The organism is Stenotrophomonas sp. (genome assembly GCF_032056425.1).
GTDB lineage: Bacteria > Pseudomonadota > Gammaproteobacteria > Xanthomonadales > Xanthomonadaceae > Stenotrophomonas.
Genome location: NZ_DAMBCN010000004.1, coordinates 17,607 through 33,876, shown reverse-complemented (window position 1 = coordinate 33,876; position 16,270 = coordinate 17,607). Strand labels below are relative to the sequence as shown.

Sequence of the window (16,270 nt, the reverse complement as noted above, 5' to 3'; positions counted from 1 at the left end):
ATGCAATCCAGCAGCACAGCGCCTGTCGTCGAGCCCCTGCGCTTCTACCGCGCCGTATGGCGATGGCATTTCTACGCCGGGCTGTTCGTCCTGCCCTTCATCGCGTGGTTGGCATTGACCGGTGCCGTCTACCTTTATCAGAAGCCCATCGACCGCTGGGTACATGCAGGTCTGAAGGTGGTGGAACCCACCGGTACAGCCGCCATGCTACCCAGCGCGAACATCGCCGCCGTGCAGGCCGCAACCGCAGGCGATGTCTTCCGCTACACCATGCCAGAGCGCGCCGACGGCAGCGTGGAAATCGGCGTGATCGAAAAGGATGGGCGCCGCCAGGTGTACTACGTGGACCCCGGCACGGCACGGGTGCTCGGCCACCTGCCGGAAAAAGGCACGTTTTCCGGCGTCGTGCGGCGCCTGCACAGCCTGGACCTGCTGGGCCGCTACGCCAGCGCGCTGATCGAGATTGCCGCGGGCTGGGCGATCCTGCTGGTGGTCACCGGCGTATACCTGTGGTGGCCACGTGGCCAGAAGGGCGGCATGACCACGGTGCGCGGGCGGCCGGGCCAGCGCCTGTTCTGGCGCGACCTGCATGCGGTCACCGGCGTCTGGGTGGGGCTGGTGCTGCTGTTCCTGGCCGTGACCGGCATGCCGTGGTCAGTGGTCTGGGGCAACCAGGTCAATGCCTGGGCCAATGGACACGACTACGGCTATCCCTCGGGCGTGCGCGTGGATGTGCCGATGTCGCACCAGCGCCTGGCTGACACCACCACCCCCACCTGGTCGATGCAGCAGGCCCAACTGCCGCTGTCTGCACGTGCGCCCGCCCAGCACGCTGCCGCGTCCAACCATGAAGGTCATGAAGGCCATGGCGGAAGCATGCGGGGGGATCTGGCACCGCAGGCCGGCGCCATCGGTATCGATGCTGCGGTGCACAGCTTCGCCAGCCTGGGTCTGGCCCCGGGTTACAGCATCAGCCTGCCGCGTGGGGCCATGGGCGTGTATACCGCGTCGGTCTACCCCGAGGCGCTGGACCAGCAGCGCGTGGTGCACCTGGACCAGTACAGCGGCAAGGTACTGCTGGACATGACCTACGCCGACTACGGCCTGCTTGGAAGAAGCCTGGAATGGGGCATCAACGTGCACCTGGGGCAGGAATACGGCACGGCCAACCGCCTGTTCCTGCTGGCCGCCTGCCTGGCCATCGTGGTGCTGTGTGCCAGCGGCGCGGTGATGTCGTGGAAACGCCGGCCGCAGGGTGGCCTGGGTGTTCCGCCCCTGCCCCGGCAGGGCCGCAGCGTGGCCGTCGTGTTCGCGCTGCTGTGCATCGGCGGGCTGCTGTTCCCCTTGGTGGGCGCTACGCTGCTGCTGGTCGGCGTGCTCGATGCGGTGGCCACGCGCGGTTGGCGCGCGCCACCAGCGCGCTGAAACATTGATTCGATGGGCAATGGGGCGGTGCACGTTCTACGGCGCACCGCCCCTTTCTGCTGGACACTAGAAGCGCATGCTCACTTCGGCACCCACAATGCGCGGGCTATCAATCGGCCCGTAGTAGTTGCCGTCGCGCCCGAAGGCCAGGTTGTCGAAGATCAACCCGTTCACCCGCCGCTTGTTGGTCAGGTTCTGCACGAACAGGCGGCCGGTCCACGGGCCGTTTTCGTAGCCCAGCTGCAGCCCGATGATGGCCACCGCGGGCTGGTAGGCACGGTTACGCTCATCCAGCGCGCTGGAGCCGGCAAACGCCGATTCCACTCGCCCGAAGACGCCGGACGGATGCTGGTAGCGCGCCGCCAGATAGCCGGTGTAATGCGGCGTCAGCTTCACCCGGTTGCCGGCCAGGTTCTCGTCCACCGTGGCCCAGAGCTTGGTGTACTTCGCGTCTACGTAGCCCACATTGGCGGTCAGGGTGAAGCCGGGTGCCAGCTCATAGGCGCCTTCCAGCTCGGCACCGCGCGAGCGGATCGATGCATCCGATCCCACGTAGTCCGACGAGATCGGGCGCCCGTTGGCATCGGTGGCCACCTGGATTTCCTGCCAGTTGTCCGAGGTGATGTGGAACAGCGCGCCGCCGATATGGCCGCGGCCGCCGCCGACGTTCATCTTGAAGCCCAGTTCGTGGCTCCACATCATTTCCGATTCGTAGCGCAGCACCTTGTCATTCACTACGTCGCTCTGCGCGGCAGCCAGATTGAAACCGCCGGGGATATAGCCCTTGGCCGAGGCGGCGTAGAACGAGAGGTTGTCGGTGGCGTCGTAGCGCAGTGACACGCGCGGCAGGGTGGCATGGAAGGTGTGTTCCAGCGCGGCGTCGCGGTACAGCACCAGCCCACCTTCGGCCAGGTCCAGCGAACCGGCACGCTGTTCGGTGGAACGGCGCGCCTGTTCGTGGCGCAGGCCCAGGCTGGCGGTCAGCTTCGGCACGGCGGGGAAGGTGTAGCTGGCCGTGGCAAACACGCTGTAGTCCTGGCCCTTGGCGGTCTGCCGGGGTGCCAGGTTGTAGCTGTTCAAGCTGCGGGTGATTGGCCCGACGAAGGTGCCCAGGATCGAATCCTTGTCGGTGCTGTAGGTGGAAACACCGGCCATCCAGGTCAACGCCTGGTCATCTGGCGAGCTGAAGCGCGCCTCGGCATTCCAGGCGTCCTGCTTGTCGTAGGTGCGCCCGGCCAGCGCTGCGCTCTCGGTCATGTCGAAGTCGTAGCCCGCCGAAACGTCCTCGTGGGTACGGTAGGACGCGGCCACATCGAACGTACCGGCTTCCAACTGCCACTGCGCACTCAGGCCCGCCACCGTCTCATCCTTCTCGGTGCGCTTGGGCGCATCGTTGATATAGGTGAAGTCACCGGCCTGGCGCCCGCCGTTGAGGCGCGTGCCGTAGGTGCGGTTGTACAGGCCGACGTCCAACGGCAGGTATTCGTACTCGAACATGCCCGGCGCGCGCGTGCGCAGGTGGTAGGCCAACGCGTTCACGGTAACGAAATCGCTGGGCTGCCAGCGCAGCTTGCCCTGCAGGTACTGCTCGCGCACCTTGCCTTCGGTGCCATTGAACGGCGTGAGGTTGCGCAGGAAGCTGCCCTCGTCCGACGCCATGAAGGCGACCGAACCGGACAGGTTCCCGCGCTCGCCCAGCGGCCCGGAGACGAAGCCATCCAGGCTGTTGCCATTGCCGTTGCTGAACCAGGTGCTGCGCAGGTTCACCTCGCCTTCCATGGCATCGGTCGGGCCTTTGGTTTTGACCAGCACCAGGCCCGATTCACTGTTGGCACCGTACAGCGTGCCCTGCGGGCCGCGCAGCACCTCCACCGATTCCACCTGGTTCAGCACCGCGTTGCTGAGTTCCTTGAACGGAATGCCATCGATATAGACCGACGCGCGGTTGACCAGGAACGGATTGGATTCGATGCCGCGGATGGAGATGTACATGTCGCTCAACTGACCCATCGCGTTGAACTTCACGTTGGGGGCCAGCTTGTCCAGATCGCGGAATTCGACCACGCCGGCCTCTTTCAGCGCCTCGCGGTTGAGCACGGTGACCGAAAGATCACTCTTCAGGTACGGGGTATCGCGCTTGGAGCCGGTGACCCGCACCCCGTCCAGCGTGGTGGGGCTGGCGGCATCCTGAGCGAGCGCGGGCAACGATGGGGCAAGCAGAAGGGTCGCGATTGCAGCGGCCAAGGGAGTGGGGGAACGCACGGGAACCTCTTGAACGGAGACAGCGGCCGCAGGGGCCATCAATGTTATGATGTAACAATTTCATAACAGCGCTACTCCGTATGCCTGTGCACCGCTCCATTTCCGGCAGCAACGTGACGGTGGCCCAGCAACTGGCCGCCACGACGCCGGTGCTCGGGTCGAACGGTGCAGGCAACCTGGCCTTCATCCACCACCACTTCCCCGCCAGCGCCGGGGCGATGGGCCACCCCACCCAGTTGCGCCTGGCGCTGGTAATCAAGGGCGGCGGTCGGCTGCAGCAGATCTGCCCACGGGGTGCCGCGCTGGACGCGCATTGGCACATCGGCCAGTTCAACGTGGTGCTGCCCGGGCAGACCGGTACCTACAGCAGCCCGGCGGTGGAAGTGCTGGGGCTGGCAATCGATTGGCCCGCGCTGGGCCCAACGGCAGTCAATCTGCCGACCCTGGCGCCGCTGACCGGCGCGCTGCACCGCGACGCCACGGTCAGCGCGCTGCTGCATGCGCTATGGGCGGCATCGCGTTCGGGCGTGTTGTCCGATGAACTGCTGCATGCGTGCGGCAACGCGGTGCTGGATCGGCTGGTGCAGATGGCGCAGCGGCCCGCTGCGCTTTCTGCGGGGGCGCGAGTGTTGTCGGCGGCGCAGATGAAGCGGCTGACCGAGTACATCGATGCGGCGCGCGACGTGCGCCTGACCGTGCCGATGATGGCCGATGCGTTGGGGATGGATGACACGCGGCTGAGCCGTGGGCTGCAGGCGGCGGCGGGGATGTCGCCGTACCAGTTCCTGGTACACCGGCGCATGCATTGGGCACGTGGTGAGCTGGAGCGCGGGGTGAGCGTGATGCGGGTGGCGCAGTCGGTGGGGTATGCGAATGCGAGCAAATTTTCGGCGGCTTATCGGCGGGTGATGGGGTGTGCGCCGTCGGCTTCGTTGGGGTGATGGGGTTGTTCGTTCCGCGCGGGGCATCGAAGTTGATGACGCTCTGGAGATCGCTGAGCAGACGGATATATGAACCCCAGGCGCCCACTCCTCGACCTGAGAAGGCCGAGAAGCGGCAACAAGCGGAAGTCAGGACCGGACGAAGAAGGATGGTGCGTGCCCCGCCTCGAGTAACGAATCAATGGCGTCCTGTTGCCAGCCCTCCTGTCGCAGCCATTGGGCAAGTGTTTCAGCGGTCTCAAAGACGGGACTTACCGGAGTGCCCTCGCTGACATTCTCATAGATCTGAAAGGCCGTACGCGAGGCAGGATCTGCGTTGTATAGCAACTCGTGGTGGCTGCCCGCGATGTAGTCTCCCTCTTCATCCAGCGGATGCTCAAACCCAGGGGGAACCCTGACAACTTCACGACCCATGGTGCCTCCATGATGGAACTGAAAACCAGAAGTGAACAATCCGGAAAGGGACTGCCGTGGATTCCAAGCGTACATTGGTACGGGCGAAACGAGCCCGCCACGGCGAGCCGCCAGCGTTCGGACAGGCGGGCACGTCCAGCCGCTGCAACTGGGCCGCGCTACATGCTGGCATTCGTCACGCCCACAGCGCCGCATCACGACGAGCCTTTCCCAGACGTTGCAGCCATTCGTCATGGTGTCGCCAGCCACATTGTGTGCCGCCTTCGCCGTTCCTATGCTGTGAATCCTATAGCCACAACGCTCGTCATAGGGATTTGATGATGACTATTCCAAAGTCTCACTGGCTGTTGCTCTGCGCCGTCATCCTTGGCACGGTCACCGCTGCGCTGCAGCTGGGTTGGGAGCACACTCACGGCGGCATTCTGCGCCACCATCTGCTCAATGATGCGAGTCTGCCGGCAATCTCCAATCTTTGGGCGCTGCTGGTGATGCCCATGCTGGGTGCATTGGCAGGCTGGGTCGTTGATCGTCGAACACGCGAGCGATCGGGGACACTCATTCCGGCCATTGTCGGCTTCCTCGGCTCGCTGCTTGGAGGTATCGCGCTGTCGGTGGCCTTCGTAGCCAGCGGTGAAGCGGCGGCAACGCAGGTAATGATGGCGCTGCTCGTGGCTGCTGTACTGCTGCCGGTCTACCGGGCGGAGTACCTGTTCGGGTTCGTCATGGGGATGACCTTCGTCTTCGGTCCCGTGCTGCCAGCGCTTGTGGCTTGCGTACCGATGCTGATCGCCGCGACCAGTCGGCTGGTGCTATGGCGAGCTGTTGCGTGGGTGTTGCGCCGCGCGCGACCTGTTGCAGCAGCATGACGTGCCGACCGGAGAACGGAGGCAGCTTGCTGCACCTTTCTGTCCACTTCAAACTGGATGAGAAGGTGACCCCCTTGGTACCGGCTCGGGCTACGATCTTGTGCTCGTAGAACGCGTAGCGCTCGTCGTCGAAGATCGCGAAAACGGAACTCGGGTTATGCATCGCCCGATGGTCTCCAGGCGGTGTATGTCCGCTTTCGGCCAAAAGCGGCCATCAACGTTTGAGATAAACCGACCCGCGAAGCGGGTTCGACTGGATGAATTCCTAGGCCTGCTCCACCGACGCAGTAGCAATAGCCTCAATATCGAGAATAATAGTGTTAGCCATCTCCATGATAGCTCTGGTCTGAGCTAGACCGGGTTCAACGTCGTTGTGAGCTATCCGGTTGCGGTAGACGCCATAAAACCCGCTGATCAAGTTCCGCATTGCCTGCTTTTTCGGCTCATCAAGCGCCACTGGAATTCTTCCGCCTCTGCCGAATACGAGATTGACAAGCTCGTCGCCGTCGATTTCTTCTGCAACGCCGAAGGCGCGACGGAGTCTGTCCGTGAGAATGACAAATATCTTACGCATTGCCGAGTCATAGTGCGTGCCATTGATCAGAGGAACCACGCCATCCTTTAGCTTCTGATCATAGTGCTGATACTCGTCAATGACCTCCGGGAGGTTCCGAAGTGCAGTTGGCAAATCCCAGAACACGATGTCACGGATGTCGCCTTGGCACGCATCCTTGTCATTCCGATCCAGGTAGTACTTGAGGAACGTCAAATGCCTGCCGAGATTTCCGCACTGATTCCAGTCCAGCCCCGTCACCTCTACAAGTTTCAGGCACTCTTCGCTGAGACTCTTCTGGAGTGCAAGAAGCTCTGGCGCTTCGGCGTCAGGGTAGACATTGAACATCTCTACCGCCTTGTCGTACGCCTTCACGTACTGCTGAACACCATTAGCTAGGGACATGTGGACTCCAAAGGCTTAATGACTTAATTACGCCGAGCCGAGAGGCAGCCTCGCCTTGAATGAACTGTTACGCCCCACTAAATGGGAGGATTGCTCCCAAGCCAGTTGTTTGTTCCGCTCATCGCGTTGGTATACCAGTGCTGGCCACTCCGAACAGATGTTGCCCAAAGGCGATCATCTCTATCCACAAACTTGGCTAAGTGCTCAACGACCTCTTTTGCTGTGTTGTTCGCGCTCAGAAGCCAGAGTGAGTACTGGGTCCTATGAGCGCCGAGTCGCTTGAGCTCATTCCAGAGTGGTTGATAGTCAAACGATCCCTTGGACTCGTTAACAAGGTCATACGCGAACAGATAGATTGCCATTGCGCCCCCTTCTGCAAACGTGGTGATGAACTTGATACAGCTCGATCTTAGGTTGCCGGGGTCCAGCTAACAAGCCAGCGGATAGCCAGACCCTGGGTAGGCACGGGGATTGCAGCAAGCAGGGTTATATATGCCCGCTTTGGGTCGGATGCTGCCACGTCGGCCTATCGGCCGCTACCGGCCAAAAAGAGACGTCTCATCTACAACAGCTTGACCGCGAATCATACTGAATCATGCCTTGTCTTAGCAGCGTGGCTTCCAAGCAGACGTCCCTCGTGGCAGAACCAGGAGTGAGATGGCGAAGTCATAGTGGTCGGCAGTGACCTTCATTTCGCGAAGACTGGTTCCGCTTGCCACGTATGGAAACCAGAGCTTTGCGTCCGTCTCAACGCCTGCCGTGTTCTTCGGCACGTCACTAGACGCAAGTACAGCGCCTGGGACTGCGATGACCCTGCGCCGCGACGGGAAGAACGCACCGCTACGAAACGCGGACTGGCTTGCTTTGGACTTCAGGACGTATCCATCGCGGTGAATAACTACCACAGCGCTGTGGTCCGTGTAACCAATCCAGCGAAGTAGTGCTGCAGTCAGGGATACGCCGTATCTATCGGCACAACCGCTTATGGCATCAAGACTAGCCTCAGTGCCCATCTGCGCACGAAAGTCGTCTAGCGGCATCAACAATGTCGACGCGAAATAGTCCGCCTCGGCTTCAATATCCCGTTCATCCAGGTCGAGATCGACCATATCTTCATCGGTGCACTGAAAGCACTCGCGTTCCTGGCGATGTAATAAATAGTGCCCTAGTTCGTGAGCCTGAGTGAATTTGATCCTACCCAGTGACCTTAGGGCACTGTTGTACAGAAGAAGCCAGCGTTTGCGCCCGTCATCCGGGAACAGAGCGCCGTCAAAGTTGTTGATCGCCTCCCCACGCACTTCGGTGATGGGGTCATCCCACTTGAAGATGTTCGCGGCCTCCAACGCAAGACTCTGCACGTCTATAGGAAATCTAGGCGTGCCGTGGGCCTGCGAGATGGCATTTAGTAGATTCGTAAGCCTGTAAGCGGCCTTCGACGGGGTCAGCGCCGCGGACCTATCCTTTTCTGAAGCTGTCGACGATCTTCCTGACACGTTCCCTGTCCTCCGGCTCAAGGTTGCTGTAGTTGCGGAAGAAGGCTTCATCCAAGTGCCTCTCCTCCGGGCTCCCGGTCTCCTCGTGAAGCAGGAAGTCGACAGTAACGCCAAAGACGCCAGCGATCGCACCCAGCTTCTCAGCTGAGGGACTGGGAGCTTCCTTGCGATTCTCTATCTCCCACAAATAGCTCTTACTGATGCCAGTCGCAACCGCCAAGGCGTCGAGTGTGAGGCCGGACTTTTTCCGAAGATCTTTGACCTTGGTCTGAAGGGCTTTGTTCATGTTTGTGCATAAGGTCAGTGCAATCGCAAGTTGCACTATACCGAACAAGATGTTTGACAGTAACGAATATGCACGGCACACTCCGCCATGTTCGGCCCACCGAACAAACACTCATGCAATACCGATATCGCCCAAGGAGGCCAGTATGAGCAAGCCCAGTGGACTCAAGCCGGGTCAGCCCGCCCCGACGTCGGGTCAGTACCAGATCATCGGCCCACGCGGGGGGCAAGGTGCCGAGCGCACCGTGGTGCGCCGGGAACCCCTGCCACCGACGCCGACCCGCGGATCAACCTACCGACTGGTCGATCCCACCAAGACGAAGCGCTGAGCTAAGTCGGAGGGGCGGTGCCTGGATGCGGCCGCCCCCTCTTCGGACTGATCAAGCCATCAAATCCCGCGAGCGCCCCCCGTGCGAGCAGTCGAACCGAGCGCGCGAATCGTGTCATCAGGGGAGAAGCAATTGAGTACCAGCGTTCAAGCGGCAGCACGTTCAGGCATCGCCTACGAGAACCAGCTCCTGGGTGCCTTCATCTACGCATTGGGTTACGAGAGCGGTAGAACTGGAAAACCCTTGCCTGTGAACCTGTTCCAGCAGACCCCTCTCGACGGCACGTTCGGCGATCTCATCGCGGGGGGGGACTGGTGTGTGGCGTTGGAGTTCAAGCGCAGCTGGCCGGCCGCACGCTCAGAACGCGGAAAGTGGCCACCGGCCAACCTTCAGCGCTACCTGGAGGATAAGCAGATGCAGGATATCGCCAAGAAGGCCCATTTCTTGTGCTTCGGCGCGAAGGATCAAGATGAAGTAACGATTGGTGCAATGCGCTACTCCGCATTCTTGCGGGACCCCGAAGCGAGCAAAGGTCAGGCCACCAGAGGAACGGCGATGGTGGATCTACTGGTTAACTGCACTGGGCTTGATAGACAAACGTCTCCGCTTGGCGTGGCACCAAAGGTCCTCGAATCCTATCTGAGGCGGCTCAGCGTAATGAGGAAGCTGATGGGAAGCGGAGAACCCCCAGCGCAGTGGCTAGCCGTCGCCAGCACAGCGCAAGGCTACAGAATCCGTTCGGCTGATTCACTGGAGCAGCTCCTTGATATGCCAAGAACCCGCTCATGGGAGAGATCCGCTGAGTTGGGCAGAACGCCCGAGCACAAGAAGAGCTTCGACCGGGAACGGTAGGTCTCCCAATACATTGCCTTGCACCCCTTCGATGACAGTTGATACGCGCTACTCGCAATCGACGACCGCTTCCGGCCAAAAGCGGACTTCAGCGCCTGAGCTAAAGCGGGACGCGAAGGGGTGTCGGTTTGACTGAACCGTTGGATGACGCCCTACTTTCCACACATGCGGCCCCGAGCATTTTGAACCGCCCCCTTGCCGGGGGCGATGCCTACCATGCGGCCATCTGCTGTTTGAACGCCACGGTAGCCCTTACGGATTGCGACCATGCGCCCGTCCGAGCCCTGAAGGGCGCGAGCCCCTGCAGGTATCTCTATCATGCGCCCGTCGCTGCCTTGGAGCACGCCCAGCCATCCAGAATAACGTTCGCCTCCCCATCACTACCGGTGAGAGTGCGTTTCATGCTTACCTCCTATGCGTGAACCTTCCGAAGCCACCTTAGCCTCTAATAGCCCACCCAACCGGAATCACTCAGCCTGCAGCCACACGCTTTGTAAATGCGTGATCTCCCCGCAGGCATAGCCCACCTTCTACTGATCCGTATTCATGGGTCAGCGAAAACAATTACTAGACCTGCTATAGATGCGGCAGGGCTAACCAGTCCTACCGCACTAACAGCGACGCCTAGGAAGAACTTTGCCGCCTTACCTCCGGGGAATGAAAAAGCATACTTTACATACTTCGATTTCATATCAACATAACGATCCAAACGGTCCGGCAACTGCAATGTGGCAACTTGGTGCCCCATATCGTTGAAAACACGCCTCGTACGCTCAATGATGACGCCACCAGTCCGCTTCGACCAAGAATAAATTCTCACCAAGTAATCGCGAACGAAGTTGCGCAGAGGGCTCATCGCGATCTCGAACGCACCACTCGGGTAGAGACCTGAGAACGCCTCAGCAACCTCCACATCGTCGACCTCATCACCCAAAACTACGAGACGCCCGGCTCCCTCAAGATGACTAAGGAATGCAACCAACCTGCCTACCACTTCTGAGTCAGAAGCACGCACCTTGTTCGAGCGGAAGGAAGAGTTGAAGTAATGAACCACGCGCAACAGGAATTCAGCATGCTCACGACTTCCACCTCGAATCAAAGAAACGAGTCGCACCAGGTTAGCGGGCACTACAACCGCAAGACCATCCTGAGGCCAGATTTCATCCAACGCCACGGACTGCAACGCAGAAATGCCGAGAGCAATACCCTCAGGCTGGGCACTAAATTTCTCGACCGCCTCATTAATTATCACACTCCCCCCTTCATCCAAGAACCCACGCAGACTAATACATCAAATACAACGCATTGCCTAGCCTATGACTTCAGCTTCCCCAAGATAAGGAGAGCGCGCGTACCGCCCGACGGTCTCTCCGTGTAGGTCCGCTTTTTGTCTGCAGCTGCGCTGCCTATTCCCGATAAATCTTCCTAATCCCATGCCCCGCAGCTGTCCGCTTCCGGCCAGAAGCGGACAGTACTTCCAGCAAAATTGATCCGTTCCTATGTGCGCTGGACTGGCTGAGCAATCATTCTCTCCCAAGATGCCCAAGCTCATCTCATCGCCGTTTCTCAAGTCTTCTCCGATTGACTCATCATCGCAATCAGACTGCAAGAATACCAAATAGGTCACTTCAATCCGCCCACTCCGCGCTACCGACATCCTTCAGAGTGTTCGAGTAGATCAACTCGCCCAGCGCGGAGCGCCAACCATCTGAATAACTTTCAAGAGACTGACGCGCCACTGCCTTAGTGCCGCTAAATTGGCTAAGATTTGGCACATCCTGAATAGCGTTTCCCAGCGCCACATACGCTTTCCTATGTCGCACCCCAGCACTTGCCAACGCTACCCCGGAGCGCGAAGGCGCGCCAAACTTGAGATGTTCTATAAATGCAGACACCCCCTCGTTCACCTCAATACCGCGCTCCATCAAGATCCTGGCTAGAAGTGAAATGCCTTGCTCAACTAGGGTCTGCAGTGAGTACGCGACCACACGAGTGTGGATCCCTAGAATTTCGTCAATATCCATCTGCGTTGACCGCGCAATCTCCAAAAAGGTTGCGCCACGAACCCATTGTCGAATGATCTCAAAGAGCCTGAGCTTGACCCACTCAGGAATCTGACCATCGTCAAGTCGAAATGCCACACGAGTATCTGACCTGAACTCTGCGTCCAGCCATGCCCACTCTAGGATCGCAGAAAGGAGATCGTCCGAGGCGGGATCGACAGGAGCCGCCCAATCTTCCCTGCTCGGTAGTAATACCTGTTCGACGAACTCCAGATGGCGCACCTTGGCACCAGTGCTTTGAAGCCAAGCGATCCTGCCGACGGCCCTGAGCGCGATCAGGCGTTGGGCTCTCAACTCAAACACCATACGCAATGTAGCGGTGGAACTGGCAGGTAGCTGATGGGCCGCAAACGTATGATTGGACAGTTCGGCAGCCAGTCTTAGAAATTCGGCATCTCCGATCTCTTCCGAGATCAATTCTATGAGCGTTGCATCCACGCCATCAATGAGCGGGTGACTGGCAGGCTGGATCTCTAAGAACTGATTGTCGAGCGCGATGCTTTGGGTGCTTAGGTAGTTTTCGAGATCCTCAATTAGGGTGCGCAGCGAGCCCGTGACAGGCTCTCCAGGCCCTGCGGTGGCGACTGGAAGAACTTGCCACCACTGATCCGGATTCGCGCAGATCACCAAGCCTTTGGTATTGGCACCAGCACGACCGGCACGACCAACCAAGTTCTTGATGTCACGAGCGAGCATGTTCTCAGGCCGCCCACTTCCAACGCGACGCTGCACCGAATACAGAACAAGCGAGCGGATAGGTAGGTTCACCCCTTCCGCGAGTGTGCTGGTACAGATGACTAGCTGGACCCGCCGATCTCGCAGGAGCTCTTCCAAAACCTCTCGCGTCTCCTGAGGGATGTCACCGTGGTGCAGCACAGCGCCATTGCTCAGCGACCTAGTACCTATCCAGTCTGCACCAAATTCACTTTCGAGGTAGTCGACGCGCTTACGCAGCGCCTCAACATCCGCGTGATCAATGGGCTTGGGTAGTGGCAATGGACAATCCAGCTGCTTAATGAGCTCCTCAGCCAAACCTATCGCACCCTGATCGCCGCGCTTGTTTGCAGCGAATACCGCCGTGGCTCCCATCGACAGAACCTTCCGGGCAGCAGCAACAGCGAGGGTCTTGGTTGAAGAGAATCCATAGGTCTTCGTACGCCCCGTTTGGGAGTTCACGTACTGGAATGTGTTCCGGTCCAAGAAGCCGTGGATCGAATATTGCCGCTGCTCCGCATGCGGGTGCATATCAAGACGAACAGACTTTCCAACTCCACTACCGACCGATCGAAGTACGGAAAACTCAGCGATCGCGGGTCGATAGTTGCTTTTGATGACGGTGTCCTGGCCCCCGCCAAGCCATGCGTTGATTTCTTCGATGTTAGGGACAATGGCAGACATGAACACGAAGCGGATCGGATTGATTTGGCGCGCCTTCATCCGCGCCAGTAAAAGCTCCAAACCGATACCTCTGCCGGAGCTGTCCAGCAAGTGCCCCTCATCGCAAATGACCAGCGATATCCGTTGGGCGAATGCGGGATCAGCGCTTAGAATTCCAGCCAAGGACTCAGGCGTCGCGACAAGCGCGTTGATGTGGTCGAGGCCATGCACCTCGTCTCCGGAAGGAATTGTCCCGCCATACGCACAACGCGCCGCGATCCCTAGGCTGTTTAGCTGACGCACCAGAGAATGGCGAAGCTCAGAAGCAAGCGATCGATATGGCACGATCATGATCGCGACGTGTGTGGGATTGCGCTTCAGGTGCCAATACAGCAACGTCTCGCATAGCGTGGTCTTGCCTGCTCCCGTCGGCATCTGCAAGGAGTAGCTTTCGGCGTTTCCGAGCAGCCCCTTCTCGATTGCCTGTATCTGGGAAGGAAAGAACTCCCAGCTTGATGGCTTGCGATCGATGAAAGAATTGACGAGAGGAGTCCAAAATTCATTCACCCCATCAGGCAGCACAGCCCGGACATTCGACACCTCAAAACGAGCCATCAGTTGACTGAGCAGGGTCATTGCCACCCAAGTATCCGGCCCGTCCGCCAACGCGCGTTTTGCCTCATTGGCGCTCAATCTTACATTGCCGTTTAGACCGGATAGGTCACCGCTGCGCAGGTACTCCCGTGCCTCGATGGCAGTCCGAGATCCCAAGCTGCCTGGGCGGGCGAGGAAGTCATAACACGCAGCCCATGGGCTGCGTGGATCAGTGGGTCGAGTCGACTGACGCATCGCCAGGCAGGCCGATGCGGGATAGCTACCAAAGTAGAACGATGCTGCGGCGAATAGTGCCGCTTCATCCTTCGAGATCCCCAGTGCTTCAACCTGCTCCGCCGGAATTTCCTTCGAAAATTGGAGGAAGGCATTCCCTAGCTGCGCCCAGTCGTCGCTTGGAGTATTCCTGGAGTGAATTCCGTCGAACAACTCGCCCACAAGCGAGATGTAAAAGTCGGCAAGGCGATTCCCAATTTGAGCGAGCTCAATAGGCAGTGCGACTACGGAGAGCTGACCCAGGTGCCGGGCCATGTCTGCATCGTTGATCCAAGTCTGGAGGGAGGCTCGCATGTCAACTTACCGTAGCCCGCGCAGCAGCAAAAGCTGAGTTGTAGGTGGCATGCAGATTGGGTACTGAGATCACCACGAGCGTGAACTCATCACTGGCCGTGGAGGGTGCATTGCTGAGTTCGGCAGTGACAAAGCTCTCGCAGATAACGGCGACCGCCCTGTATCGCTGAGCAGCCGGCGGATAGTCAACCGCGTTGATAAAGCGGTTTAGAAGCGGAATGTCGACATCCCCAAGATCCTCAGTCATGGCACGCTCACGGAGCCAAACTAGTGTGCTGGCGAGCCTGCTGGTGCGATCTTTTGCGCAGTCTTTGATAGCAGAGCCAATAGGGTCTGAGAATGCAGTAGTGGACTTGACCTTCACCTCAGCGCAAAGCACTTGGTCATTGGCGCTGGCTGCGGGGCGTTCGGGCATGATGAAGTGAATGACATCCGACTTTGGGGCCGGCTTTGTCCTGTCTTGCTTAAGCCGCCACTTCTTCGGGCCGATAGCGTAGCCAGGGTGCTCCATTGTGGCCTGGTAGAGGTAACCAAGCACCTCGCCGAAATCTCCCGCCATAGTCGAGCCGGCGTCTGGAAGCTTGCTCGCAAGGACCTCTGATAGCGCGAGCCCGTGGCGGTTCGCGGCGGCGTGAAGCGCTCCATCGGTTATGTAGCAGCGACGCAATGGCTCCGCCATTGCCGCCTCCAAAAGCGCCACTTGCTGGGCTGTCATCCTAACCAGCACATACGGCTGCTCCTGCTCGTGCGAGAACCATGGCACAGCGCTACCGAAATCGAAATCAAGATCATCCATAAGCGATAGTCATCCTTGATAGAACTTCTTGGAAAAGTTTAAGCAATCGGACCTATTTTTTTGATCTGCTATGATCCAAGTAGCAATGCCGACAGTCAGCAACAAGACGGAGGACTTTCGAGCGACCTTTGCACGGCAGAAGCAAATATCCCGTCCTGTTCGCGCAATCACTCCATCTTCGGCAGCGGTTCATGTTAGCTGAAAAATTCACTGCTCTGTAGAAATAATATGTCCACCTCGGGTCGAAAGCGGAGAATAGCACCGGACCGAGCGCCGAGGCAGTGCTGATGTCTGCTTTCGGCCAGGAGCGGACTGATGCTGCTCCTGATCCAGGCCACGCCTGCCAACGGCGCAGGCTTGAACGAACGGTCAGCGGGTGGGCACGCGACGAATGCTTCCGGTCCGAATCAGATACTCTCGCCCCACAAGGACGGGATGGTAGTAGTGCGTCTCGTCCTGGACGCCCTGCTGGAAATAGACCAAGCAGGATTCAGCGGGATGGTTTGCATTTGCTTGGGTGTCATACCAAGCCTGGCCAGTCCAATCCAGCACTGATCCGTCATTGAGAGTCAGCCAAGTATGAGCCCGGATTTCCCGCTCGGGATCGGGATCTGCCATCTCAGCCAAGAGCTCATGCAAAGATGTTGAACAATAGTCCCATCCCTGTCCGTGCATGCTGCCGATTGTCAGGTGAGACTCCACGCCGCGACGCTGCAGATGAGTTTGCAACTGAACATGGACCTGGATGCAGTTCCCATTAAGCGATCGCGAACTGTCGAGTCCACGCGAGTATAGGTGTTCCAAAAACTCCCCCAGAATGGGAGCAATCAAGCTTGCTTGAATGTCATCCGAGCTGAAAGATGGGGCATTGTTCTCGGTTAGCAGGCCGAGGAACGTTGAAGCTGAGACTGCCTTTCTCGCCAGGCTTCTGTAGTCGTATTTCATATGCTGATTCGGATCAAAAGCGTCTGGTATATCGCTCGGGCAAAGGATCGCATTCCGGCAATGCCGCGAGATACGCTTCTAG

Annotated in this window: 13 protein-coding genes; 4 read left to right on the top strand and 9 right to left on the bottom strand. The window is 59.1% G+C overall.

Annotation, left to right across the window (positions count from 1 at the left end; all coding sequences use genetic code 11):
* Entirely contained in the window at positions 1-1,425 is a 1,425-nt protein-coding gene (locus RTY46_RS04405; protein ID WP_312706845.1) for a PepSY domain-containing protein, read from the top strand.
* Between the two features lie 66 nt (positions 1,426-1,491).
* On the opposite strand, the gene RTY46_RS04400 is transcribed toward RTY46_RS04405, so the two are convergent.
* Positions 1,492-3,630 carry a TonB-dependent receptor gene (locus RTY46_RS04400; protein WP_312706844.1) on the bottom strand — a complete coding sequence of 713 codons (2,139 nt, stop codon included), beginning with the start codon at positions 3,628-3,630 and terminating at the stop codon, positions 1,492-1,494.
* A 137-nt stretch (positions 3,631-3,767) separates the two neighbouring features.
* On the opposite strand from RTY46_RS04400, the gene RTY46_RS04395 reads away from it, so the two are divergent.
* Positions 3,768-4,628 (top strand): AraC family transcriptional regulator, encoded by an 861-nt coding sequence (locus RTY46_RS04395; RefSeq protein WP_312706843.1) that lies wholly within the window; start codon positions 3,768-3,770, stop codon positions 4,626-4,628.
* Positions 4,629-4,757: 129 nt separating this feature from the next.
* Here RTY46_RS04395 and RTY46_RS04390 read toward each other — a convergent pair whose 3' ends face one another.
* The gene (locus RTY46_RS04390; RefSeq protein ID WP_312706842.1) at positions 4,758-5,042 is read right to left on the bottom strand and encodes a hypothetical protein; all 285 of its coding nucleotides are present in this window, start codon (positions 5,040-5,042) and stop codon (positions 4,758-4,760) included.
* Positions 5,043-5,362: 320 nt separating this feature from the next.
* Here RTY46_RS04390 and RTY46_RS04385 point away from each other — a divergent pair, with 320 nt between their 5' ends.
* Positions 5,363-5,908, top strand: a complete 546-nt coding sequence (locus tag RTY46_RS04385) for a hypothetical protein (RefSeq protein ID WP_312706841.1) — start codon at positions 5,363-5,365, stop codon at positions 5,906-5,908.
* Positions 5,909-6,173: 265 nt separating this feature from the next.
* On the opposite strand, the gene RTY46_RS04380 is transcribed toward RTY46_RS04385, so the two are convergent.
* From RTY46_RS04380 to RTY46_RS04370, 3 genes are all read right to left on the bottom strand, one after another.
* Positions 6,174-6,866, bottom strand: a complete 693-nt coding sequence (locus RTY46_RS04380) for a TIGR02391 family protein (RefSeq protein ID WP_312706839.1) — start codon at positions 6,864-6,866, stop codon at positions 6,174-6,176.
* A 605-nt stretch (positions 6,867-7,471) separates the two neighbouring features.
* Entirely contained in the window at positions 7,472-8,224 is a 753-nt protein-coding gene (locus RTY46_RS04375; protein WP_312706838.1) for an ImmA/IrrE family metallo-endopeptidase, read from the bottom strand.
* A gap of 97 nt (positions 8,225-8,321) precedes the next feature.
* Positions 8,322-8,645, bottom strand: coding sequence for a helix-turn-helix transcriptional regulator (locus RTY46_RS04370; RefSeq protein ID WP_312706836.1), 324 nt, complete (start codon positions 8,643-8,645; stop codon positions 8,322-8,324).
* 460 nt (positions 8,646-9,105) lie between these two features.
* Between RTY46_RS04370 and RTY46_RS04365 the strand changes: the two genes are divergently transcribed.
* On the top strand, positions 9,106-9,825 hold the full coding sequence (locus RTY46_RS04365; RefSeq protein WP_312706834.1) for a hypothetical protein: 720 nt from the start codon (positions 9,106-9,108) through the stop codon (positions 9,823-9,825).
* A 544-nt stretch (positions 9,826-10,369) separates the two neighbouring features.
* On the opposite strand, the gene RTY46_RS04360 is transcribed toward RTY46_RS04365, so the two are convergent.
* The 4 genes from RTY46_RS04360 to RTY46_RS04345 form a co-directional block, all read right to left on the bottom strand.
* Positions 10,370-11,077, bottom strand: coding sequence for a hypothetical protein (locus RTY46_RS04360; RefSeq protein ID WP_312706832.1), 708 nt, complete (start codon positions 11,075-11,077; stop codon positions 10,370-10,372).
* 376 nt (positions 11,078-11,453) lie between these two features.
* A complete protein-coding gene (locus RTY46_RS04355; protein WP_312706830.1) occupies positions 11,454-14,447 on the bottom strand; it encodes a DEAD/DEAH box helicase in 2,994 nt (997 codons plus the stop codon).
* 1 nt (position 14,448) lies between these two features.
* Positions 14,449-15,243, bottom strand: coding sequence for a Hachiman antiphage defense system protein HamA (locus RTY46_RS04350; protein WP_312706828.1), 795 nt, complete (start codon positions 15,241-15,243; stop codon positions 14,449-14,451).
* A 369-nt stretch (positions 15,244-15,612) separates the two neighbouring features.
* Positions 15,613-16,188, bottom strand: coding sequence for a hypothetical protein (locus tag RTY46_RS04345; RefSeq protein ID WP_312706827.1), 576 nt, complete (start codon positions 16,186-16,188; stop codon positions 15,613-15,615).
* Positions 16,189-16,270 lie beyond the last annotated feature (82 nt).

Bases quoted from the DNA above. Each gene is read 5' to 3' on its own strand.
- RTY46_RS04350 (WP_312706828.1), bottom strand. From the start codon at position 15,243: ATGGATGATCTTGATTTCGATTTCGGTAGCGCTGTGCCATGGTTCTCG.
- RTY46_RS04385 (WP_312706841.1), top strand. From the start codon at position 5,363: ATGACTATTCCAAAGTCTCACTGGCTGTTGCTCTGCGCCGTCATCCTT.
- RTY46_RS04380 (WP_312706839.1), bottom strand. From the start codon at position 6,866: ATGTCCCTAGCTAATGGTGTTCAGCAGTACGTGAAGGCGTACGACAAG.
- RTY46_RS04395 (WP_312706843.1), top strand. From the start codon at position 3,768: ATGCCTGTGCACCGCTCCATTTCCGGCAGCAACGTGACGGTGGCCCAG.
- RTY46_RS04405 (WP_312706845.1), top strand. From the start codon at position 1: ATGCAATCCAGCAGCACAGCGCCTGTCGTCGAGCCCCTGCGCTTCTAC.
- RTY46_RS04370 (WP_312706836.1), bottom strand. From the start codon at position 8,645: ATGAACAAAGCCCTTCAGACCAAGGTCAAAGATCTTCGGAAAAAGTCC.
- RTY46_RS04390 (WP_312706842.1), bottom strand. From the start codon at position 5,042: ATGGGTCGTGAAGTTGTCAGGGTTCCCCCTGGGTTTGAGCATCCGCTG.
- RTY46_RS04355 (WP_312706830.1), bottom strand. From the start codon at position 14,447: ATGCGAGCCTCCCTCCAGACTTGGATCAACGATGCAGACATGGCCCGG.
- RTY46_RS04345 (WP_312706827.1), bottom strand. From the start codon at position 16,188: ATGAAATACGACTACAGAAGCCTGGCGAGAAAGGCAGTCTCAGCTTCA.